Source organism: Clostridiales bacterium (assembly GCA_017569285.1).
GTDB lineage: Bacteria > Bacillota > Clostridia > Christensenellales > Aristaeellaceae > Aristaeella.
On sequence record CP069419.1, the window covers coordinates 581,157 to 603,898 of the forward strand.

The 22,742-nt window shown below is 56.3% G+C and carries 19 protein-coding genes and 1 tRNA gene; 11 read left to right on the forward strand and 9 right to left on the reverse strand.

What is annotated here, in order from left to right; genetic code table 11:
• Positions 1-27: 27 nt before the first annotated feature.
• From JNO48_02615 to JNO48_02630, 4 genes are all read right to left on the reverse strand, one after another.
• Entirely contained in the window at positions 28-1,200 is a 1,173-nt protein-coding gene (locus JNO48_02615; GenBank protein QTE68819.1) for a 3-phosphoglycerate dehydrogenase, read from the reverse strand.
• Positions 1,200-2,276 (reverse strand): 3-phosphoserine/phosphohydroxythreonine transaminase, encoded by a 1,077-nt coding sequence (gene serC, locus JNO48_02620; protein ID QTE68820.1) that lies wholly within the window; start codon positions 2,274-2,276, stop codon positions 1,200-1,202. The genes JNO48_02615 and serC overlap by 1 nt, the downstream gene beginning before the upstream one ends.
• 137 nt (positions 2,277-2,413) lie before the next feature.
• Positions 2,414-3,082 carry a tRNA (N6-threonylcarbamoyladenosine(37)-N6)-methyltransferase TrmO gene (gene tsaA, locus JNO48_02625; GenBank protein QTE68821.1) on the reverse strand — a complete coding sequence of 223 codons (669 nt, stop codon included), beginning with the start codon at positions 3,080-3,082 and terminating at the stop codon, positions 2,414-2,416.
• Positions 3,083-3,088: 6 nt separating this feature from the next.
• Positions 3,089-5,476 carry a N,N'-diacetylchitobiose phosphorylase gene (locus JNO48_02630; protein QTE68822.1) on the reverse strand — a complete coding sequence of 796 codons (2,388 nt, stop codon included), beginning with the start codon at positions 5,474-5,476 and terminating at the stop codon, positions 3,089-3,091.
• A gap of 183 nt (positions 5,477-5,659) precedes the next feature.
• Between JNO48_02630 and JNO48_02635 the strand changes: the two genes are divergently transcribed.
• Complete coding sequence (locus JNO48_02635; GenBank protein QTE68823.1) at positions 5,660-6,610, forward strand: glycoside hydrolase family 5 protein; 951 nt, start codon at positions 5,660-5,662, stop codon at positions 6,608-6,610.
• 62 nt (positions 6,611-6,672) lie between these two features.
• Positions 6,673-7,998, forward strand: coding sequence for an MATE family efflux transporter (locus JNO48_02640; protein QTE69664.1), 1,326 nt, complete (start codon positions 6,673-6,675; stop codon positions 7,996-7,998).
• 8 nt (positions 7,999-8,006) lie between these two features.
• Here the strand turns inward: JNO48_02640 and JNO48_02645 are convergent, their stop codons facing one another.
• The gene (locus tag JNO48_02645; protein ID QTE68824.1) at positions 8,007-8,678 is read right to left on the reverse strand and encodes a metallophosphoesterase family protein; all 672 of its coding nucleotides are present in this window, start codon (positions 8,676-8,678) and stop codon (positions 8,007-8,009) included.
• 37 nt (positions 8,679-8,715) lie between these two features.
• Positions 8,716-9,642: a mechanosensitive ion channel family protein gene (locus JNO48_02650; protein QTE68825.1), complete on the reverse strand. Its 927-nt coding sequence runs from the start codon at positions 9,640-9,642 to the stop codon at positions 8,716-8,718.
• 339 nt (positions 9,643-9,981) lie between these two features.
• On the opposite strand from JNO48_02650, the gene JNO48_02655 reads away from it, so the two are divergent.
• From JNO48_02655 to JNO48_02665, 3 genes are all read left to right on the forward strand, one after another.
• Complete coding sequence (locus tag JNO48_02655) at positions 9,982-11,538, forward strand: hypothetical protein (protein ID QTE68826.1); 1,557 nt, start codon at positions 9,982-9,984, stop codon at positions 11,536-11,538.
• A 134-nt stretch (positions 11,539-11,672) separates the two neighbouring features.
• The gene (locus tag JNO48_02660; GenBank protein ID QTE68827.1) at positions 11,673-12,425 is read left to right on the forward strand and encodes a class I SAM-dependent methyltransferase; all 753 of its coding nucleotides are present in this window, start codon (positions 11,673-11,675) and stop codon (positions 12,423-12,425) included.
• Positions 12,426-12,443: 18 nt separating this feature from the next.
• Positions 12,444-12,971: an NUDIX domain-containing protein gene (locus JNO48_02665; GenBank protein ID QTE68828.1), complete on the forward strand. Its 528-nt coding sequence runs from the start codon at positions 12,444-12,446 to the stop codon at positions 12,969-12,971.
• A gap of 377 nt (positions 12,972-13,348) precedes the next feature.
• On the opposite strand, the gene JNO48_02670 is transcribed toward JNO48_02665, so the two are convergent.
• Together JNO48_02670 and JNO48_02675 are read right to left on the reverse strand one after the other, a co-directional pair.
• Positions 13,349-13,425 (reverse strand) — tRNA-Val (locus JNO48_02670).
• A gap of 67 nt (positions 13,426-13,492) precedes the next feature.
• A complete protein-coding gene (locus JNO48_02675; GenBank protein QTE68829.1) occupies positions 13,493-14,446 on the reverse strand; it encodes a helix-turn-helix domain-containing protein in 954 nt (317 codons plus the stop codon).
• A gap of 394 nt (positions 14,447-14,840) precedes the next feature.
• On the opposite strand from JNO48_02675, the gene JNO48_02680 reads away from it, so the two are divergent.
• The 6 genes from JNO48_02680 to JNO48_02705 all read left to right on the forward strand — a co-directional run bounded on the left by JNO48_02680 (position 14,841) and on the right by JNO48_02705 (position 20,876).
• Positions 14,841-15,374 carry a helix-turn-helix transcriptional regulator gene (locus JNO48_02680; GenBank protein ID QTE68830.1) on the forward strand — a complete coding sequence of 178 codons (534 nt, stop codon included), beginning with the start codon at positions 14,841-14,843 and terminating at the stop codon, positions 15,372-15,374.
• Between the two features lie 18 nt (positions 15,375-15,392).
• A complete protein-coding gene (locus JNO48_02685) occupies positions 15,393-16,973 on the forward strand; it encodes an ABC transporter ATP-binding protein (GenBank protein QTE68831.1) in 1,581 nt (526 codons plus the stop codon).
• Entirely contained in the window at positions 16,970-17,752 is a 783-nt protein-coding gene (locus JNO48_02690) for an ABC transporter permease (protein QTE68832.1), read from the forward strand. The genes JNO48_02685 and JNO48_02690 overlap by 4 nt, the downstream gene beginning before the upstream one ends.
• Positions 17,753-17,756: 4 nt before the next feature.
• Entirely contained in the window at positions 17,757-18,557 is an 801-nt protein-coding gene (locus tag JNO48_02695; GenBank protein ID QTE68833.1) for an ABC transporter permease, read from the forward strand.
• A 2-nt stretch (positions 18,558-18,559) separates the two neighbouring features.
• Positions 18,560-19,702: an ABC transporter substrate-binding protein gene (locus JNO48_02700; GenBank protein ID QTE68834.1), complete on the forward strand. Its 1,143-nt coding sequence runs from the start codon at positions 18,560-18,562 to the stop codon at positions 19,700-19,702.
• Positions 19,703-19,868: 166 nt separating this feature from the next.
• Positions 19,869-20,876: a sel1 repeat family protein gene (locus JNO48_02705; protein QTE68835.1), complete on the forward strand. Its 1,008-nt coding sequence runs from the start codon at positions 19,869-19,871 to the stop codon at positions 20,874-20,876.
• Positions 20,877-20,938: 62 nt separating this feature from the next.
• On the opposite strand, the gene JNO48_02710 is transcribed toward JNO48_02705, so the two are convergent.
• Positions 20,939-22,726 carry a peptidoglycan-binding protein gene (locus JNO48_02710; protein ID QTE68836.1) on the reverse strand — a complete coding sequence of 596 codons (1,788 nt, stop codon included), beginning with the start codon at positions 22,724-22,726 and terminating at the stop codon, positions 20,939-20,941.
• Between the last annotated feature and the right edge of the window lie 16 nt (positions 22,727-22,742).

Below are 22,742 nucleotides of genomic sequence, written 5' to 3' on the forward strand. Positions count from 1 at the left end.
GCTTCATTTCATTGTGGTTTCGACTGGTTATCTGGTGAACGTCCGGATCCGGATGATTCCGGGCAGTTCCGCCAGGGTGCCCAGCGCATGGGCGGAAGGCAGCTCGGCCATTTCCATCACGGTAACCGCCATGTCCTTCCGGCTCTTGTTGATCATATTCTCGATGTTGATTCCTTCCTTCGCCGCAGCCGCGGTGATGTTGGAAATCATATTCGGGATATTCTCATGCAGGACCAGGACGCGGACTGCTTCCGGCTCGCCCAGGATCACTTCGGGGTAGTTCACGCTGTTGTGGATGGTACCGTTCTCCAGGTAATCCCGGATTTCGGCCGCCGCCATGCTGGCGCAGTTTTCTTCGCTTTCCGGCGTGCTCGCACCCAGGTGCGGGATGCAGACCACATTGGCGACACCGATGATATCATCGTTCGGGAAGTCGGTCACATACCGGCCGATCTTGCCGTTTTCCAGCGCGGCCAGCATATCGGCGGTCTTCACCAGTTCACCGCGGGCAAAGTTCAGGATGCAGGCGCCGTCCTTCATCTTCGCAAATTTCTCCGCGTTGATGGATCCGCGGGTTTCATCATTCAGCGGTACATGGAAGGTAATGAAATCCGCCTGCGCAAGAACTTCGTCTTCGGAAGCGGCACGGTGAACCGAGGTGCTCAGGCTCCAGGCCCGCTCCACGGAGATGAAGGGGTCATAGCCGATGACGTTCATTCCAAGGCCGCGGCTGGCCGCGTTTGCCACGATGGAACCGATGGCTCCCAGGCCGATGACACCCAGCGTCTTGCCGCGGAGTTCCGCGCCGACGAACTGGCTCTTGCCCTTTTCCACCAGCTTGCCGACTTCAGCGCCCTGGCCCTTCAGGGTTTTCACCCAGTCGATTCCCTCGGCGATTTTCCGGCCGCACATCATCATGCCGGTAATCACCAGTTCCGCCACGGCGTTCGCGTTTGCGCCGGGTGTGTTGAAAACCACAATACCTTCCTTCGCGCACTTTTCCAGCGGAATGTTGTTCACACCCGCGCCTGCGCGGCCGATGGCCAGCAGTTCCTTGTTGAACTCCATGTCATGCATGGCAGCGCTGCGGACGAGGATCGCGTCCGGCACCGGCTCATCCTTGCTGACCGTGTACTTGTCCGCGCTCAGCTGGGTATGGATAATATCCGAAATCGCGTTCAGCGTCTGAATCTTATACATCAGAGGTTCTCCTTCTCAAACTTCTTCATGAATTCAACCAGCTTCTGCACGCCTTCAATGGGCATTGCGTTGTAGATGCTGGCACGCATGCCGCCGACACTGCGGTGGCCCTTCAGGTTGACCAGGCCTTCCGCCGCGGCCGCCTTGACGAAAGCGGCATCCTTGTCGGCGTCTCCGGTCACGAAGGTGACGTTCATCCGGCTGCGGTATTTCGGCTGCGCGGTCGCCTTGAACAGCTTGCTGTTGTCCAGGAAGTCATACAGCATGGCGGCCTTTTCGATGTTGACCTTTTCGATTGCCTTCACGCCGCCGATGCTCTTCAGCCACTCGAAGGTCAGTCCGGCCAGGTAGATGCCCCAGGTGTTCGGTGTGTTGTACATGCTGCCGGCCTTGGCCTGCACTTCCCAGTTCAGCAGCTTCGGGCAGATATCCATCGCCTTGCCGATCAGGTCCTTGCGGATGATCATCAGGCACAGGCCGCTCGGTCCGATGTTCTTCTGCGCGCCGGCATAGATCACGCCGTATTTGCTCACGTCCATTTCCTCGGAAAGGATCATGCTGCTCGCGTCGCAGACGATCGGCGCCTTGCACTTCGGCAGTTCCACAAAGCGGGTACCGTAAATCGTGTTGTTCTGGGTAATATGCAGGTAATCCGCATCGTCGTTGTACTGGATGGCGTTCACATCCGGAACGTAGGTGTATACGTCTTCCCGGCTGGAAGCCACCACGTTCACTTCGCCGTAGCGCTTCGCTTCTTCCGCTGCCAGGTGCGCGAAGTTGCCGCTGTCGATATAGTCGGCCTTTTTGTTCACCATCAGGTTCAGCGGAACCGCGGAGAACTGCTGGGTCGCGCCGCCCTGCAGGAACAGGACTTCATAATCGTCCCCGATGTTCATCAGTTCACGGATATCCGCAACGGTCTTATCATAAATATCGGTATACATCTTGCTGCGATGGCTCATCTCCATCACGGACATTCCCGTTTCGCCGTAGCAAACAAGATCCTTCTGCGCCTTTTCAAGCACAGGCAGCGCCAGCTGGGAAGGTCCCGGGGAGAAGTTGTATACGCGTTCCATATCAGTGTACCTCCTTGTACTGAACCGGGACGCTTTTGTCCCGGTGGGTTATTTTTTAACCGCTTGCCCTATTATGCCGGATTTGCCGGAAAATATCAAGCAAAATACAATATAAGAACATAGAAAAAAGCGGGGTGTTAATCCCGCTCAATTCCGATTACCGTCAGCACTCCGTCCCGCACCCGGAACCGGACCTGTTTCCCCGCAAACCCGAAGCCGTACACCCGTTCCGGATCATCCTGGTAGGCCGGCCGGGGATCCTCCTTCAGCACGGAGCGGAGGGCAGTTTCCTCTTCCGCCGCCAGTTTTTCCCGGACTCCCGGGGCAAAGGTGACATCCACCGTCCTTTTTTCAGTCCGGTCGGTAAATCCGCCCGTTGCCTCCAGCCTACAGTCCGCATATGGCAGGTAGGGCTTGATGTCATAAATCGGGGTGCCGTTCACCAGGTCGGCTCCGGCAACCTTCAGAACGGTCCCCTCCCGGGTCTTTTCCGTTCCGGCCAGCCGGACACAGCTCAAGCCGATCGCGTTCGGCCGGAATGGAGAACGGGTGGCAAAGACACCAACCCGTTCATTTCCGCCCAGCCGCGGCGGGCGGACCGTCGGGGACCAGGTTTCCCGCTCGGTCCGGTCAAACGCCCAGATCAGCCACAGGTGGGAAAACTCCTCAATCCCGCGGAGCGCCTCCTCCACCCGGTATTCCGGTTCGAATACGATTGTGGAGATCATTTCATCGGCAAGCCCGCTTTGCCGCGGAACGCCGAATTTCCCGTCAAAAGCGTTGTGAATTCGCGCGATAATCTTCATTTCCGTTTACATAACCACCGTGATGTAATTGTCTTCCTTCAGTTCGCCTTCCGGAATCACGCCGGGTTTGCGTTCCGTGCCGTTCACAATCACCTTTTCGGGCTTTCCTTCCTTATGGGCCAGGTTGTCCACGGTGATATGCAGTTTCTTTCCGCGGAATACCTTTTCCATGGTAAAGCCGTCCCATTCATCCGGAATGGCCGGGGAAATCTCAATTCCCTTCGGGGTGGGGCGCAGGCCAAGGATGCCTTCCACGCAGCCGACCATTACCGTACTGGCGGTACCCGTCAGCCAGTGCACGTGGCTCCGGCCGGCAAAGGGACTTTCATGTCCCTCGATGAACTGGCCGTGCACATACGGCTCAATCACGCGGCGGTCCGCATCATCATTGAACGAAGCGGGACTGCTCTCCCGGAAGTAATCGAACGCTCGGTTTCCATGGCCGCACAGCGCCTCCGCCAGGATTGCCCATCCCTGGGGCTGGCAGAAGATGCCGCCGTTTTCCTTGGTGCCGGGGTTGAACAGGCGCATCCGGGCGCCCTCAAAGTATTCGTAGCGGTAGCTCGGCTGCATCAGTTCCAGGCCGTACGGCGTGTTCAGCTTTGCGTTGGCGGTTTCCAGGATGGTCTCCGCCTGTTCCGGTGTGGCGGCGCGGCTGATGACCGCCCAGCTCTGGGGATTCAGCCACATGGCGGCTTCCTTGTCCTTCTTGCTGCCGATGATATCTCCGGTATCGCGGAAGCCGCGGATAAACCGGTCGCCCTCGAAGCACTTTTCATTCAGGATCTTCAGCAGGTTCTCCGCGGTTTCGTCCAGGTACTTGACGTATTCCGGCTCGTTCTCGCAGAATTCCTTCATGATCTCCAGTGCATAGTACAGCTGGAAGGCGACGAAAGTGCTTTCGCCCTGGTCTCCCAGGACCAGGCAGTCATTCCAGTCCGCGTGCAGGCCGGCGGGCATGCCGTGCGGTCCGAGATGCGTCATGCTGAAGTTGATGGCCCGCTTCAGGTGTTCGCGCACCGTGCCGGTATCCTTGTCGGCAAACGGAATCTCCTCATCCAGGTAAGCCGTATTGCCGGTTTCCGCCACATACTTGTATACCGTCGGGAAAAGCCACAGCGCATCATCCGCGCGGTAGCTCGGATGGCCGGTTTCCTTCACGTAGCTTTCCTGCTCCGGGGTATCTTCATGTCCCGCGTTGTGGGAATACTTGACCAGTGGAAGCCCGGCGCCGTGATGAACCTGCGCGCTCAGCATGAACGTCAGCTGTTTCCGGGCCAGTTCCGGATCCAGGTGCATGATGCCCTGGATATCCTGTACGGTATCCCGGTAGCCGTATCCGTTCCGCTCGCCGCAGTAAATCAGGCTCGCCGCCCGGCTCCACACAAACGTCGTAAAGCACTGGAATGCGTTCCAAGTATTCACCATCGCGTTGAATGCCGGATCCGGCGTGCTGATCTTCAGGTTCTCCAGCTCTCCGTGCCAGTAGCGGATCAGCTCTTCCAGCTCGCTGTTCACGGTCTCTTCCGTCTTCGCGTACCGGTCCATGATCTTCCGGGCTTCGAACACGTCCTTCTGACCGAGCAGGAACGCCGCGGTTCCCTTTCCGCCTGCCGCCAGGCTGAAGCTTACCTGCAGGGCGCCGCAGGGATTGCCGTTATAGTTGACGCTGTTGTCGCATTTTCCGTCCAGGACCGCCTGGGGCGCATCAAACCGGTTCCGTCCCAGGAACTGCTCCCGCCGTCCGGTATAGGAAACCACCGGTGCGCCGGCCACACCGAAAAACCGTTCCCGTCCGGTGGTGCCGTCCGGCCTCGGATAGTTGAACTCGTTGATCTGCTCCAGGATGAAATCATCATGGAACTCAGTCCGGGTAATAAACTGCGTATACTGCATGTTGACCAGGTCCTGGGTGTAGAAGCTTTCCGTGGTCAGCTCCGCATAGCCGAATACGCTGATCTTCCGTGGTTTGTCCGTCAGGTTTTCCAGCGTGATCCGCCATACCTCATGGGTAGCTCCCATCGGCACATAGTACAGCGCCTTGCTGCGGATCCCGTTGTATTCGCTCACAAATTCCGTATAGCTGGTGCCGTGGTGGCATTCCGTCCGGTACTGGTCCAGCGGCTTTTTTACCGGTTTCCAGCTGGCGCTCCAGAAATCACCGGTTTCCTCATCCCGCAGGTAAATATACCGGCCCGGTTCATCAAACTGGTTGAAGGTATACCGCAGGATCCGGCCGGCCGCGCCGCTCTTCACAAAGCTGTATCCGCCGGCATTCACCGTGATGATGGCGCCGTAATCCGGCGATCCGAGATAATTGGCCCAGGGAGCCGGTGTGTCGGGATTGGTAATCACATATTCCCGGGCTTTCTCATCAAAAAATCCGTACTGCATCCGCTGATCCTCCTCAGTCATTTTTCCTTTGGTTCCCTTGCGTTTCATGATCTGTGCCCTGTCTTTCATCTTATCATAGCAAACGTTTTCACGCAAGGATGAAAAAGACGGATTGGCTATGGTTTTTCAAGGCCGGATACGCTATAATATCGGTAAATCTGACGATAAAATGGAGGTTGTTCTATGAAGTTCAGCGACTTCGGCTTCCGCCGCGGCGTCAATCTGGGCGGCTGGTTCTCCCAGTGTGATTATTCTGAATACCGCCTGGAGCATTTCATCACTGAAAAAGACCTGGATACCATCGCCACCTGGGGGCTGGATCATGTCCGGATCCCGGTGGATTATAACGTAATGGAAAATGAAGACGGCACCTGGAATGACCGGGGATTCATGCGGATTGGCCGTGCTCTCGGCTGGTGCAAAGACCGCGGCCTGAAGGTTGTGCTGGATCTTCATAAAACGGCCGGCTTCTCCTTTGATCTTGGGGAAGCGGAAGTCGGCTTCTTCGGAAGCGAAAAGCTCCAGGACCGCTTCTACACCCTCTGGGAGGAAATGGCCCGCCGTTATTACGATCCGGAGAACGTGGCGTTCGAGCTGCTCAACGAAGTGACTGACCCCGGCTTCATCGATGCCTGGAACCGGATCTCCCTGGAATGCATCCACCGCATCCGCGTAATCGCGCCCGATGCGCTGATCCTGGTGGGCAGCTACTGGAACAACAGCGCCGATGCGGTAAAGGACCTGGCCGCCCCGGCGGACAGCCGGGTGATCTACAACTTCCACTGCTATTCCCCGCTGTCCTTCACGCACCAGGGCGCGCCCTGGGTTCCGGAACTGGATCAGGCCGCGCGGCCGTCTTTCGACGAATCCGGCATTCCGGACGATTTCTTCGACAAGGCGTTTGCCTCCGCCATCCGGGCTGCAGAGGAAAACAACACCTGCCTGTACTGCGGGGAATACGGCGTCATTGACCGGGCCACCCCGGAGGATACCGTCCAATGGTACCGGACCATTCACGCCACCTTTGAGAGATACGGGATCTCCCGCTGTGCGTGGAGCTACAAACAGATGGATTTCGGCCTGTCCGACAGCCGGCTGGACGGTGTGCGTGACCAGCTCATTTCCCTGCTGTAATTCCGGTGGAAAGCATGACAAATACCGCATCAAATCCGTCCGGTTCCCCGGACCGCGCGCTGATGTTCCGGCGCGCGTTTTCCACGGCATGGCCCGCGATGATGGAAAGCTTTTTTGTCACGCTGGCCGGCATGATCGACACCATGATGGTGGGCGATCTGGGCAGCTATGCCATATCTGCGGTGGGCCTGACCGCCCAGCCGAAGTTCATCGGCCTGACGCTGTTCTTCGGGATCAATGTGGCCGTTTCCGCACTGGTTGCCCGGCGAAAGGGCGAAGAACGCCGGGAGGATGCCCATGAAATCGTATGGACGTCCATCCTGCTGACCCTGATCCTCTGCGCGGTCATTACGCTGGTTTTCGTGCTGTTTGCGCCGCAGATGATGCAGCTGGCCGGCAGCAACGCGGATACGCACGAAGCAGCGGTGGAGTATTTCCGCATCATCATGGGCGGAATCTTCTTCAACGTCATCACCATGGTCATCAACGCCGCACAGCGCGGCAGCGGAAACACGCGGCTGTCCATGACCACCAACCTGACCAGCAGTATTGTCAACGTCATCTTCAATTACCTGCTGATCGGCGGTCACCTGGGCTTTCCCGCATGGGGAATCCGCGGCGCCGCGATCGCAACGGTCCTGGGTTCGGTTGTATCTGCTGTCATGGCGCTCCTGTCCCTGTTCCGCCGGAACAGCTATATCCGTTTTTCCGCCATGCGCCGCCTGGGCCTCCGGATGAAAAAGGAATGTGTCCGCTCGATCTGGCGCCTTGCCGGTACCACGTCGCTGGAGAACATTGCCATGCGGGTCGGCTTCCTGGCCACGGCCCTCGTCGCGGCCCGCCTGGGCACAGATGAATTTGCCGCCCACAATGTCGGTATGAATGTGCTGGGCCTCGGCTTCTCCTTTGCGGACGGTATGCAGGTAGCCGCAATCGCGCTTGCCGGGGAAGCGCTGGGCGCCGGAAAAAAAGAAGCCGCCAAAACCTATGGCAGCATCTGCCAGCGGATTGGCTTTGCCATCTCTGTCCTGCTGGCCCTGCTGCTCTTCTTTGGCGGCCGGTGGTTCAATTCCCTGTTCTTCCGGGAAGAGCATATTATTGAAATGGGGGTCACCATATCCCGCTGGATCATGGTGGTGGTACTGCTGCAGATTTCGCAGATTATCTACACCGGCTGCCTGCGGGCTGCCGGGGATGTCCGGTATACGCTTCGCGCCGCGCTCATCAGCGTGACGGGAATCCGCACCGTGGTGACGGCGGTCCTGGTCCTGGTGTTCCATATGGGGCTCACCGGCGTCTGGCTGGGCATCCTGTCGGACCAGCTGTCCCGCTTTATCCTCATGTCCACCCGTTTCCGGCAGGGAAAATGGGTGAACCTGAAGATCTGAGCCCGCCTTTACAGGCCCATTTTTGCCATGATTCCGTCCGCGGTGACACCCGGATGGGTCACATACAGCCGGACAATCTGCTCCGCAAGTTCAACATCGATTCCGGTTCTCACCGCAATCTCCGAAGGGCCTCTTCCCTTCCGGAATTCCCGGATCACGGTTTCAATCCGGGCCTTCATGTCCGTTCCGACCGCTTCTGCGGCCGGTTTTTTGTTCTCGGAAAGCTCAATCCGCCGGACATTCCATCCGGAGTCCTCCACATCCAGCATGGCCATGGTCACCGGAGAAAGAAAGCGCCGCGGGCCGCAGCTGCCCGGATTCAGCAGCAGCGACCGGCATCCGTCCTTTTCGATCCGGTCGGCAGCATACTGGTGGGTATGTCCGTACAGCATCACGTCATACCGGCCCAGGTCTCCGGGAAGATCCCGGCTCCGGTGCGCCATGGCGAACCGAAGCCCGAACAGTTCGAACTTCAGCGTGGTCTTCAGCCGTTCCGCCCAACCGAAATCGTTATTCCCCCGGACCGCCCAGATCGGCGCGATCCGGGCCAGTGTGTCCAGGATCTCCTCCCGGCAGATATCCCCGCAGTGGAATATCGCGTCACATCCCTGCAGGGCGGAGACCACCTCCGGCCGGAGCAGGTCATGGGTATCCGAAATAATGCCGATCTGTTTCTTCATTGCCGGTCATTCCATCCTGTCATATTGCGGATTCCGTTTACTTGCTTTCACTCTCCGGGATCACATAATGCGGCATCATAATCCCTTCTCGGTCAAACCGCGCCTTGATTCGCGAACGAATGTCGCGTTCCACGCGCCAGTGCTCACCGATCGGACAGATCACCGCCACCTGCGCCATCACGGCATGCTTGTCAAAGGCAACGATGCTCATCACGTCCGGCACGTCCTTCAGCCCTTCGATTTCCACCGCGGCCTTTTTCATTTCATCCCGCAGCATTTCCACAATCCGTTCCTGGTTTTCCTCATACGGGCACGGTACCTGGACAATTGCCCGCCGGAAACCCCGGCTCATATTGGTCACCGTCCGGATATCCCCGTTGGGAATGGTATACAGGTTGCCGTTGAAATTCCGCATCACCGTTGTCCGGATGGAGATGGATTCCACCGTACCCGTCAGGTCGTTGATGGACACCAGGTCCCCGACTGCCAGGTTCCCTTCTCCCCAGATGAAAAGGCCGGAAATAATGTCCTTTACCAGGGTCTGGGCACCGAAGCCGATCGCGATACCGACCACCCCGGCCGCGGCCAGGATGGATCCCAGGTCCACACCGAAAATAGCCAGCACAATCGCCGCAATCAGGAAGTACATCACATATCCGAACACGCTGCTCAGGATGGAGCGGACCGTGTCCGTCCGCTGGACAATCCCCTTCTTCCTGCTTCTGCGCCAGATCACCCGGGTAATAATAAACCGGCCGAGGCGCACAAGCAGAATCCCGAGCAGGATCACCGCCACCGCCATCGCCAGGTGAAATAGCAGGACCGGGAGCTGTTCCCGGAATGAAGACGCCATGTCCTTCGCCACGCTTACCGCATCCTTGACCTCAGAGACCACCTGGTTGCTCCCGCTGGGTACCGGTGTGGTTCGGGTCGCCGCGATGATTCTCATCTGACTGAAATCCATAAATTCCTCCTGTGCAGGGGCTTGTCCGGTTGCCCGGCAGTCCCTGATTTAATATTATACAACAAAACTTTCCCGCCGTCATTTTTCCTGTTTTTCACTTCACAGCTTTCCGTTTTTTCAGAATCCGCCTGGTATTTATTTATTCGTAAAAAAATATGTCCGCAGAAGGACCTCAGCAACAGATGTAGAAAAAGAATTAAGAGGTATTATGGAATTCACTTCACTTCATTTTAGCCAAAATCAGTTTTCCGGCTGCCTGCGCAGGAAGAAAACCGCCGGATACGGCGTTGTATGGTTGACAAGCTCCGACTTGAATTGGAATTAACGGGGGGAACAGTGATGATCAGCATCAGAAAATGGTCCTTGATCCTGGCAGCAGTGCTTCTGGCGGTCTGTATGTTTTCCGTTTCCGCCTTCGCGGATACCGAACTGACCAGCGGCAACGCAGGAGAATCCTTCTCCTTCTACGTGGAATCCTACGGGAATGCTTCCCTGGTATTCTCCCAGGTAGAGGGCAGCTGCAATTACCTGAATTACGCGCAGTCCGCCGCAGGCACCATGGGCGTGGCCGACGCATGGGGAATGTATCACATTGTCATTACAGCCCCCGGCGGAAGCCAGTACACCCAGAACTGGGAATCCCAGAATAATGGAAGTACTTTCACGCTCCAGCTGTACGGTGCCGGAACCTACCAGATCCAGATGGTTCCCTACAGTTCCAGTGAGATCAGTACCGCATGGGGAATCAACCGTTTCGTCCGGTGGAATACCTACCCGGTCTGGTGGGTGGACAATACCGTCAACTGCACTGTACGCACCGCCTCCTCCGCCATGATTACGGTTCAGCAGGTGGACGCCAACACCGGCGCAGTGCTGGCCACCCGGAATGAATCCGTGGTCTTCGGCAACAACACCGTCAATGCCCCCGACACTCCGTACGGATACCGCCTGGCATCCAGCGGATCCGTCAATGTATATGTGGATAATTACGGCCAGCCCAGCACCTACACGGTCACCTTCTACTATGCGAAGGAAGCCCAGCAGGTCCAGTCCCCCGGCGCCGTTTCGGTCAACTGCTACGACGAAAGCGGAAAGCTCCTCCGCTCCTATACGGAGACGGTGGTCAGCAGCCGGCCGGTCATTCCCAGGTATATTGAAGGCTACTATACAACCAGCAACAGCGTATTTGTGACTTACTCTTTCGGTTCCTGCTCGCCGTACTCCCTGAATTTCTTCTATAAGGCATACCCGAGTGGCGGGCAGCCGGCACCGGTTCCGGGTCCCACAGCTCCGCCTTCTCCCACCCAGAATCCGAATCCCAACCCGAACCCCAATCCGAATCCAAACCCCAACCCCAGTGATGATTCCGCCTACCGGTATACCAACACGCGGGCATCCACCGACCGGATTGCAGAACCTACGCAGTGGGGTACGCAGTTCAACCCGGTCACATCCAGTTCCAGGACTTACAACGACAAGCGTTACCGGAACCTCAGCGCCCTTTGTGATGACAATTACCGTACTTCCTTCAACTGGCTTTACTACCAGTCGGAATCTTCCGATTCCGTACCGGAAATGACCGCCTATTTCAACGGCGAAACCATCCGCTCCATCGGAATCCGGAACGGTTACCAGGCCAGCTCCTATGAATACGACCTGTATGCAAAAGCCCGGAATATGACGCTGGATATTTACGATTCCGCCGGAACACGGCATACCGTGGAAATCAGCATTCCGGAAGGATATTCGACGGATTATACCTTCATCTCCCTGGGCGGGACATTCCAGAATGTCGTCCGGATTGATTTCTGGGTCAGCAGTATCCGGGCAAACAGTTCGGCGGATATTGACCACAAATATGTGGTCCAGGTCTCGGACATTCAGTTCTACAAATAACAGCCTGCACCTGCAGGGCGCTTTCTCCCGGGAGAAAGCGCCTTTTTTCATGCAGGCCTTTCCCGGCCTTTCTGTGTTTTTTCCCGGCTTTTTATGATATAATTTTTCTATTCATCATCAGGAGGAGGCTGCATATGAACGAAACCGGAAAGCAGCACAAAGCGGCATGGGAATACGATGCCTACAATTTCTGGGTGGAGCATTCCGGAACCCCGAAGGAACGGGCGGCAGAGGACAAGGCCGATCCCGTCCGGATGCTGCGGAAATATGCGGCATACTTTGACCGGTATGAAGGGATCCGGATTGCCAACATCTGCGGTTCCTGCGGCAAGAAAGCAGTTCCTCTGGCCCTCCTGGGTGCGGACGTCACGGTCTTTGATATCTCCGAGGAAAACCGCCGGTATGCCATGGAAACTGCTGAAGCTGCCGGTGTCCATATGGACTATGTGGTCGGGGACGTTATGGAGACCGATCTGGAAAAGTACGGTGGTTATTTCGACGTCGTATTTATGGAAGGCGGAATCCTTCATTATTTCCATGACCTGGATGCGTTCATGCGCATGATGTACGCGCTGCTGAAGCCCGGCGGAAAGATGATCTGCAGCGACTTCCATCCGTTCATCAAAATCTCCGATATCCAGCATTTTGAAATGCCGACAATGAGTTACTTCTCAACGGAAATCTTCGAGGCTGAGATGGCCCACGCCCGCTTCTATGAAGAGCCGATGCGCAGCCGGATCCCCAAATGCCGCTACCGCCGGTACAATATCAGCGAAATCATCAATTCCATCATCGGCGCCGGCTTCTGCCTGAAGCGTTTTGATGAGCATCCTGCCTGGGATAATGACAAGCTTCCCGGGGAGTTTACCGCGATCGCACTGAAATAAGTATTGGAGGATTGTCGGATGCGCCTGCTTTTTGATATGGACCTGCACGATTACGACAGCTGTACCCGTTCTTTCGTCCGGAATTCCGCGCGGAGCATTATCATCCGGAACGGGAAGATTGCCATGATCCACAGCCTGAAATACGATTACTACAAATTCCCCGGCGGGGGAATCGAAGCAGGAGAAGACCCGGTGGAAGCCATGATCCGGGAAACCCGCGAGGAGGGCGGCCTGGTCGTTATCCCCGGTTCTGTCCGGGAATACGGATATGTCCACCGGATCCAGAAAAGTGACAGCAATCCCGATGAAGCGTTTATCCAGGATAATTACTATTTTCTCTGCGATGCGGAGGAGCAGGCTGTTTCCCAGGAACTCGACGGGTATGAATCAAAGGAAAACTATACTCTGGAATTTGTGGATCCCGGCACAGCAATCCGGAAAAACCGCGGTGTGGCAAACAGCCCGTATAACCGGATGATGTTTGAGCGGGAAGCCCGGGTCCTGGAAATGCTGATGGAGGAAGGGTATCTGCCTGGCGAAGAATAAACAATCAGGATATGCAAAAGCAGGAAAGGTTGATTTGCTTTCCTGCTTTCTCTTTCTCCATTATCGTCCGGACTCGAACCTATGGTCACAATTCGATATGGTCGCCTGCCTTCGCTGTACGCTCGGCCGTCTCCCTATCTCATTGGACCTCCGATTCGCCCCGCAACCTCAATCGGCGCGACTCCACACTGTGGAGATCGCTTGTTTCGGTTGACCTCACCTCTGACGATTTTCCGCCACTGGCGGTCGTCAGAGGTTCGCCCAACGGCAGCGCTCATCTCCGGTCTCCCCACGATCGTGGGGAGACCATAGGTACGAGCCTTGCGGTATCCCACCAACAGCAAGAGGGCCTTCCTTGCGGAAGGCCCTCTTGCTGTTGGTGGGATTAGTAGGACTCGAACCTATGACCCCCACGATGTCAACGTGGTGCTCTAACCAACTGAGCTATAATCCCAAGCGGTCAACATCGGGGATTATAGCATATCAGTCGGAAAAATGCAACCGTTAATTACGAGAGTTTATCAGAGATCGACCGAACCGGTCCCGTTCTCGTTTTTTACCCAGTATGCCTTGCCTTCATCGGTACGGACATAAATGGATTCCACTTCCCCGACTTCACCGGTAACCTTCTCCAGGATATCGGCAGCAGTCAGGGTCTTGCCGCCCGGCATCTGGATAAACAGGCTGGAATAGACAGCTTTCGTATCGTCAATCCGCTTTTTCGGTGTCCGGCCGCGCCGGGAAGTTCCGGGCTTCAGTGAAACTCCATAAAGCTCGTGGGCTTTCCGGATAATTTCACTGCTCGGGTGAATCCGTCCAGCCTCATACGCAGCGATCGTTCCGGGTTTTACACCCAGCACATTCGCGGCGGCCGCCTGGGTCAGGCCCATTGCAGCGCGCAGTTCCCGGATCGTGGTGACGCTGTTGATATCAGCCGGCTCCAGGGATGCCGCGCTGCCGGCCAGGTTCCGGCTTCTTGTGCCGGGTTTCTTGCGCCGTTTCTCCATTGGAGCGATGGTCACATTGTACAGTTTCCGGATCTGGGCGGCAATCACCGGCCCGGGATTGGCCTTTCCGCTTTCATAGGCCGCAACCGTAGGCTGCCGGATCCCGATGGCCCTCGCCAGATCGTTCTGGGACAGGTTCTTCATCCGGCGCATTTCACGCACGGTAATCGCAGGCTCCATTCGTCCGCTGTACTGGTCAATTCCACCGAGGTTGATCGCATTCTCATACCCTTTGGCCTTCAGCATTTCCTCCGCCTGATGGGACCAGGCACCGGTATAGCAGTACAGGAGGATTTTGGTATTGAATGTGGCAAGCCTGCGAATCTCATCCCGGATGTTTTCCAGGGTCATATGCAGTGCTCCGGGAATATGCCCCGCATCAAAGTCCGCCTCATCCCGCAGGTCAATCAGGAGACCTCCGTCATGGCTCTCGAATTCTGCGATTTCCTGTTCCATGAAGTTGTTCATTTACCCCTCGCCTTTCTGTCTGATGGTACACATTAACAACCGTAATTCCGGTCCGTAATATTACGCCGGAACAAATCCGTGTTGAATTGTGACAGTTAATTTGTCTGTTATTATTATACAACAAAAAATCATATAATCAAGTATCCGGATAGAAATTTATTGATATTTTTTTATCAGTATGGGTATCACAGCCCTGAATATCCTTTTCCAGCCTTTTTTTCGGGAACACAACCCAGCAACATTCCATTCTTTGGATTGGATGATTCTAAACTTTTTGTTAAATATTGATAAATCTATTGCATCGGCATATGTTTTATGTATAATGTCCCGTGGTTTAGTAATTTTTTATCGTTTGTTTAGTAATTCTAAATGACGAGAGGAGCGGACGCCCGGAATGAAAATCGGAAAAAGGATCCGGCAGCTGCGAATCCGCAACGGTCTCACGCAGGCGGAGCTCGCCAGCCGGTGTGAACTGACAAAGGGCTTTGTTTCCCAGCTGGAAAACGACCTGGCTACACCTTCCCTGCCCGCGCTGAACGACATTGTCGAAGCGCTCGGTACCAATATGTCGGCCTTCTTCTCAGAAGAGAAAGAACCCCGGCTGGTTTTCGGGAAGGATGATTTCTTTGAGGACGCGCGGGAGGATTACACAGTATCCTGGGTTGTGCCGGACGCCCAGAAAAACACCATGGAACCGATTATCCTGACACTCAATCCGCACGGTTCCTCCCAGGTGATGATGCCCCACGAGGGGGAGGAATTCGGCCTGGTCCTCAGCGGAAGCGTCTGCCTGGTCAACGGCGGCAAAAAACACCGGGTGAAAAAGGGAGAAACCTTCTACATCCGGGGAGATCAGGAACATTACCTGCAGAACGAAACAGCTTCGGCTGCCCGGGTCCTCTGGATCACGACCCCGCCGCTGTTTTAATGAAGGGAGAAGCAAAGGATGCGCAAATTAATCGAGTTCCGGAACATCGTCAAAAGCTTTGACGGCCAGGTCATCCTGAAAGGGGTCAACCTCAATATCTACGAAAACGAATTCGTCACGCTCCTCGGCCCCTCCGGCTGCGGCAAAACCACGCTTCTCCGGATCCTGGGCGGCTTCCTGGAGCAGGATGAAGGCACCGTGATCTTTGACGGCAAATGCATCGACAAGGTGCCGCCGTACAAGCGGGAGATCAACACCGTTTTCCAGAAGTACGCCCTGTTCCCCCATATGAATGTGTACGACAATATCGCTTTCGGCCTGCGGATCAAGAAAACCGGTGAAGATATCATCGCCCAGAAGGTCAATCGTATGCTCTCCCTGGTCAACCTGGAAGGCTTTGAAAAGCGCAATGTCACCAAGCTCTCCGGCGGCCAGCAGCAGCGGGTGGCCATCGCCCGCGCGCTGGTCAACGAACCGAACGTGCTGCTGCTGGATGAACCGCTCGGCGCCCTGGACCTGAAACTGCGCAAGGAAATGCAGCGCGAACTGAAGCGGATCCAGCAGGAGGTCGGCATTACCTTCATCTATGTCACCCATGACCAGGAAGAAGCCCTGACGATGAGCGACAAGATCGTGGTGATGAACGCCGGCGAAATCGAGCAGATCGGCACGCCGCTGGAAATCTACAATGAGCCGGAAAATGCCTACGTCGCCCGGTTCATCGGCGAGAGCAATATCGTGGATGGCATCATGCGGGAGGATTACCGCGTCCGCTTCGACGAGCGGGAATTCGAGTGCCGGGATTTCGGCTTCAAACAGAACGAGCCGGTGGACGTGCTGATCCGTCCGGAGGACATCTCCATCGTGGATCCCGCAAACGCCGTGATGCGCGGTGAAGTGAAAAGCGTTGTGTTCAAGGGTGTGCACTATGAACTCATGGTGGAAACCCGGACCGGTACCAGCAAGACCGTCCGGATGCACGTGGTCACCCAGCATGACCTGTACAACGAAGAAAACCAGGAAAAAATCAGCGCGAACGACTTCTATGTGGACTCCGAAGACCTGATCAACAACGAAATGACGGACCAGGACTTCGTCTCCATTGCAAACGCCCAGGCCTGGGATGAAGAAAACCGGGACATTTCCCTGACCCGGATCAGTCACAACATCGAGAACAAGCCAGGAATCTACAGCATCACCTTCGGAACGGACAAGCGGACCGAAGTGACCGTCAAGGTCTATGTGGTGCATCCCGAATACGTGGAGGATGCCCGGCACAACATCGGTATCAGCGCGCTGGACTTCTTCATCACGCCTGATGAAATCATGGAATCCATGGCCATCTCCACCGACCTGAAAACCTGGGCCAGTGCCGAAGCCTGGAACCTGCAGGATGACTCCCCCGTTGAGATCACGGATGTCAAATTCGACTTCGATCCGGCCGAAATCCAGGAAGGCGTCTATGATATTACCTTCTCTACCCGCGGCCGGGTTTACAAGGTGGAGACCACGTCCGCCCATGAGGAGGGCGATCGGGTCGGCCTGAACATCGGACCGGATGATATCCATGTCATGCATAAGGCGGTGGGTGAATCATGAAATCATTCTTCCGGATGACTTACCCCTACTGCCTGTGGATCGGCATTTTCGTTGTCGCGCCGATGATCATGATCCTGCTTTACGCGCTGACAAAAACGACCGACAACAGCGTCCTGACCTTCCAGTTCACGCTGGAGAATTTTGCCCGGTTCTTCAATGAGCCGTCCTTCCTGCGGGTGCTGCTGACGTCCCTGCGGATTGCGCTGGTGACAACCGTCCTTTGCCTGCTGGTGGGCTATCCGGCAGCGCTGTTTATCGCCAACCGGCCGGAACGGACCCAGACCTTCCTGATCCTGTTGCTGACCCTGCCCATGTGGATCAACATGCTGCTGAAGACCTATGCCTGGCGCGGTATCCTGGAAGATATGGGATTCGCCAGTGAAGTAAAGGTGCTCATCGGCATGGTGTACGATTTCCTGCCCTATATGATCATCCAGATCCACACGGCCATCAGCAAAATGAACCGGGACCTGCTGACCGCCAGCTATGACCTGGGAGCCAACCGGTGGCAGACCTTCCTGAAAGTCACGCTCCCCCTGAGCGTTCCCGGAATCATCTCCGGAATCACCCTGGTGTTCCTGCCGGCGGTTTCCAGTTTTGTGATTCCCAACATGCTGGGCGGCGGAGACTACTACCTCATCGGCAACCTGATCGAGAACTGCTTCGTTCACACCGGTCAGTGGAACTTCGGCAGCGCGATTTCCCTGATCATGGCCCTGATTATCATCACGTCCATGCGGCTGACCAAGAAGCTGGACCGTGAAGCGCAGGAGGCGTGAGAAAATGGAAAAGAAACGTTTTTCGCGCTTCCTCTCCGGCGGTTACCTGGCCTTGGTCCTCGTATTCGTCTATCTGCCGATCATCTATATGGTCATCTTCTCGTTCAACGACAGCAAATCCATGCTGAATTTCACCGGTTTCTCCCTGCGCTGGTATGAGAGTATTTCCAAGGACCGGTTCATGCTGGAAAGCATTTCCAACACCTTTATCGTTGCAATCATCTCAACGGCCGTTTCCACGGTGCTCGGCACCGTAACAGCCATCGGCCTGTCCAAGTCCCGGAGGCTGGTCCGCGAGGTGGTGCTGGAGATCAACAACCTGCCGATCATGAATCCGGATATCGTCACAGCCATCGGCCTGATGCTGCTGTTTACCTCCATCAAGATCACGACCGGGATGCCCACCCTGATCCTGGCGCACGTTTCCTTCTGTACTCCCTTCGTGATCCTTTCCATTATGCCGAAGCTGCGCCAGCTGGACGACAACGTTGCGGAAGCCGCCATGGACCTGGGCGCGACCCCGTTCCAGGCGCTGGTAAAGATCATCCTTCCGCAGATTTACCCGGCCATTCTGTCCGGTGCGCTGATCGCCTTCAGCATGTCCCTGGATGACTTCGTCGTTTCGTACTTCACCAAGGGAGAAGGTCTGAATACCATCTCCACGTATGTGTATACGATGAAGCGATACAACTACACGGTCAACGCGCTCTCCACCATTATTGTGGCGGTTGTCGCGGTGGTGCTGATCCTGGTGAACCTGATCCCCCGTCTTACGGAGAAAAAAGCCAACAAGGAGGAAGAATGAACATGAAGAAGTCCCTGAAAGTCCTTTCCCTGGTCCTGGCGGCTATCCTGTGCCTGCTGCTGACCGGCTGCCAGCAGCAGGAAGCCCAGCCGGCCGCCACCGCCACAGAAGCCCCCAAGGCAGAAGCCGAAACCAAGGTTGAAGCCGAAACGGCGTCCTTTGCCGGCCAGACGCTGAACGTCTACAACTGGGGCGAATACATCGACATGAACGTCATTTACAACTTTGAAAAAGAGTACGGCGTCAAGGTAAACTATGACCGGTATTCCTCCAACGAGGAGATGTATACCAAACTGGCCACCGGCGCCTCCTATGATATCCTGATCCCCAGTGATTACATGATCGAGCGGCTGATCCGGGAAAAGCAGCTGCAGCAGATTGACAAGTCCGTTGTCACCAACCTGAACCTCCTCTATGAAGGCGTGACCAAGCTGGATTTCGATCCGGACAACACCTGGTCCGTGCCCTACCTCTGGCAGAACGTGGGTATCGTGTACGACACCACGAAGATTGCCCGGGAAAAGATGGAAGAAAAGGGCTTCTCCATCTTCCTGGATCCGGAATATGACGGACATGCCTATATGTACGATTCCGAGCGCGATGCCTTCATGGTCGCCTTCAAGGCGCTGGGATATTCCGCCAACACGGAAAACGAGGAAGAAATCACCGCCGCCTTCAACTGGCTGCGTGAGATGGACAAAGCCATTCATCCCTCTTACGTCACGGACGAAGTCATCGACTCCATGGCCACCGGCAAAAAGTGGCTGGCGCTCGTGTACAGCGGCGATGCCGCGTTCGTCCTCTCCGAGAATGAAAACATGGGCTTCTGCGCGCCGAAGGAAGGCACCAATATCTGCGTGGACGCGATGGTCATTCCTGCCAACGCCAAGAATCCCGCGCTGGCGAATGTGTTCATCAATTACATCCTGGCGTATGAAAACAGCCTCATGATTTCCGAGGAAGTCGGCTATGCCTCTTCCAACGCCCAGGTCCTGGCAGAGCTGTCCGGTGAAGGCGGCAGCTATGCGGGCAATGAAGCCTACCTGCCCCGCACCGGTTATGAGAAGGATGAGTTCTTCCATGACAATGAAACCCTGAAGAAGAAGCTCGCCGAGCTCTGGATCAAGGTAAAGCTCCACGAGTAATTCCCCGTTTCGTCTCCCACAGCCGGACAACCGTCCGGCTGTTTTCTTTGCTTGTAAAACCGTTTTCCGGCAGGTATAATAAATAAACCATGATCCGGATCAGAATCCAGGATGGGGAATCCCCCGGACAGGACCGCTTCCGGAAGATATCTTTGGATGGTGAAGTATGAAGAGACTGCTTGCAATGCTCGGGGTAGCCTGCCTGCTGATATTCCCTGCCGGCCTTGCAGAGGAAAACGGCAGCGCGGATCATTGGATCTGCCTTGAATGCGGCAGCAAAACCGGCGGCGATTTCTGCGGGGTCTGCGGAAAACCGGCCGGTGCCTGGATCTGCAGTGCCTGCAAGGCGGAGAACCTGGGCAGCAGCTGCCATTCCTGCGGGATGACCCGGGAAGCCTCCCTGGATACGCAGGCCGCATCCGGCGATCTGCTGGCCGCCTGGCCGGCCGTCCGTTACCTGGCCGGGCAGAGCCGGCCGGATGCGCTGGTTGCACTGGCGCATTATTACGAACTGGGGCTGCTGATGCCGAAAGATTCCGCGATGGCGCTTTCCTGCCTGCACCTTGCTGCCGGCATGGACTATGCGCCTGCCTGGGTACAGCTGGGCCGCATGTATGACGAGGGAGAGCTGGTCACACGGGACTATTACCAGTCCATGGAATGCTACCAAAAAGCCGCCGATCTCGGTTCCGTGGAAGCCCTCTGGTACCTGGGTACCTTCTATGAAGACGGTTCCACAGTCCGCCGGAACTATGAAAAAGCGCTGGAGTATTACCGGCAGGCCGCTGAAAAAGGCGACGCGGACAGCCTGATGTCCATCGCATACTGCTACGCCAATGGCCGGGGAGTCGAACGCGATCCGGACCTGGCCCTGGAGTACTATGAAAAAGCCGCAGAAGCGGGCAGTGCACTCGCCTGCGACTATCTCGGCTATCTGTATCTGTCCGGGGAAAACGCCGTAAAAGACGTGGAAAAAGGCCTTTCCTGGTACCGGAAGGCCGCGGAGCTCGGGAACAGCCGCAGCATGGCTGCGCTTGGCTATATGTATCAATACGGGATCGATGTGGATCCGGACCCTGCTGAAGCCGCCCATTGGTATGAGCAGGCGGCGTTGGCCGGAAGGGAGGATGCGCTGGAAGCGCTCTCCTCCCTGGAATCCGGAAAAACGGAATAATCCGTCTTCGCTGAAACATGAAAACGCCCCTGCCGATGCAGGGGCGTTTGTTCATGGGCTTTTTATGGTTCATATGGGGTCGGTGTCGGCCGGGGCGTGGGTGTCGGTTCCTCAAACAGGGCGTCGATCACCTTCTGGTCCGCCGTACCGCTCACCGGCATTCCGTGGTCACGCTGGAATGCTTTCAGGGCAGCCACCGTCCGGTCCAGCATTTTGCCGGTACACTTCGTATCATAGTAGCCCAGCTCTTTCAGCCGGTGCTGCAGCCAGAAGACGTATTCGTTGTTGCTCTTCTGCTTCAGGACAAGCCCGTTCAGCTCCGGCCGGATATCACTGCGGTATACCGGTTCCGGTGTCGGTTCCGGCGTTTTGACGGGCACCATCTCTTCCTTGCTCAGCGGCGCCAGCTTCAGCGAATCCTTCAGCTCCGGATCGGATTTCGTTTCGTTCTGCGTGGTGATATGGACTACCGTTCCTTCCCCGCAGTTGTCATAGATCCACTTGGCATCTGCCACCGTCAGCCGGATGCATCCGTGGCTGGCCCGGCTTCCCAGGGCGCGGTAGCTGGAGGTTTTCATGTCCTTGGTGCTTACGGAGTGATAAATGACGGAATGGAACGCAATGGACGAATTGATGCGTGTCCAGTACCGGGCATATCCGCCCCATTTCGGGAAATAGCACCAGGTGGCTTTCCGGCCGTTCAGCACCCAGTCACCCGGATCGCTGTCCGTTCCCACCTTGCCGGTGGAGCAGAGCATCTGGCGGACCGGCACGGTATACTCGCCGTATTCATCCCGCGCATACACCGATACAATCTGGTTCCGCACGTCCACATAGATATAGAACGGAATCGGCGTCGGGGTCGGCGTCGGTTTCGGCGTCTGGTCCGGCAGCACCACATGGGAATTGTTGAAAATCACATTCCATGTTTCCTCATCCACCACGCCGTTGCTCTTCAGTCCGTTCTGGGCCTGGATGGCTTTAACCGCGCGATGGGTGTATTTCTGGAAATTGCCGCTGACCTTACTGGCATCCAGGTACCCCAGGTCATGCAGGCGCTGCTGCATCTGCTTCACCAGCGGGCCGCTGGTTCCGTTCTTCAGCTGTTTCGTGAACGGCACCGCTTCATCCGGAAGCGGCACACTGTTCTCATCCTCATCCACAAGGTAATTGTTCAGGTCCGGAATCGGGGTTGGGGTTGGGGTCGCGTCATCATAATACCCGACCGCCCGGCCGGAGAACAGCACTTCCTGCGTATCGGGATCCGCAATCCCGGTAACCTGCAGGTGGTTGTTCCGCTGGAAATGTTCCACCGCCTTCTGCGTGGATTCCAGGTAATTGCCCTTGATCTTCTCCTTGTAGTATCCGAGGGCGGTCAGCTGGGTCTGGAGTTCCTTCACGTCATCTCCCGACGCGCCGTACTTCAGCGGACGGTACATGGCGGTATACAGCACCATCTGGGTCTGGATATCCGCGACACCCGTCGCTTCCAGGCCAAAGTCGTCCTGGAACCGTGTCACGGCATCCCGTGTGGCATCACCGTAAGCGCCGCTGATATTCCCCCGGTAGTATTTCATATCGCTCAGCCGGGTTTGCAGGAAAACGACGTCATCTCCCTGATCCCCGTACTGCATCACACGGACCGGCTCCGATTCCGGTTCCCCTTCCGGCTGGATTTCCATATCCACCGGGATGATCACGGAATCGTCTTCATTTTCATCCTCTTCATCAGCGGCCGCTTCATCCACAGGGACGACCACAGAATCATCCTCGTCGTCCTCCGCAAATACCGTCATGCAGATCCCGGCCAGGATCGCAGCTACCAGGATCATGCATATCAAACGCTTCATTCCGTTCATTCCTCCG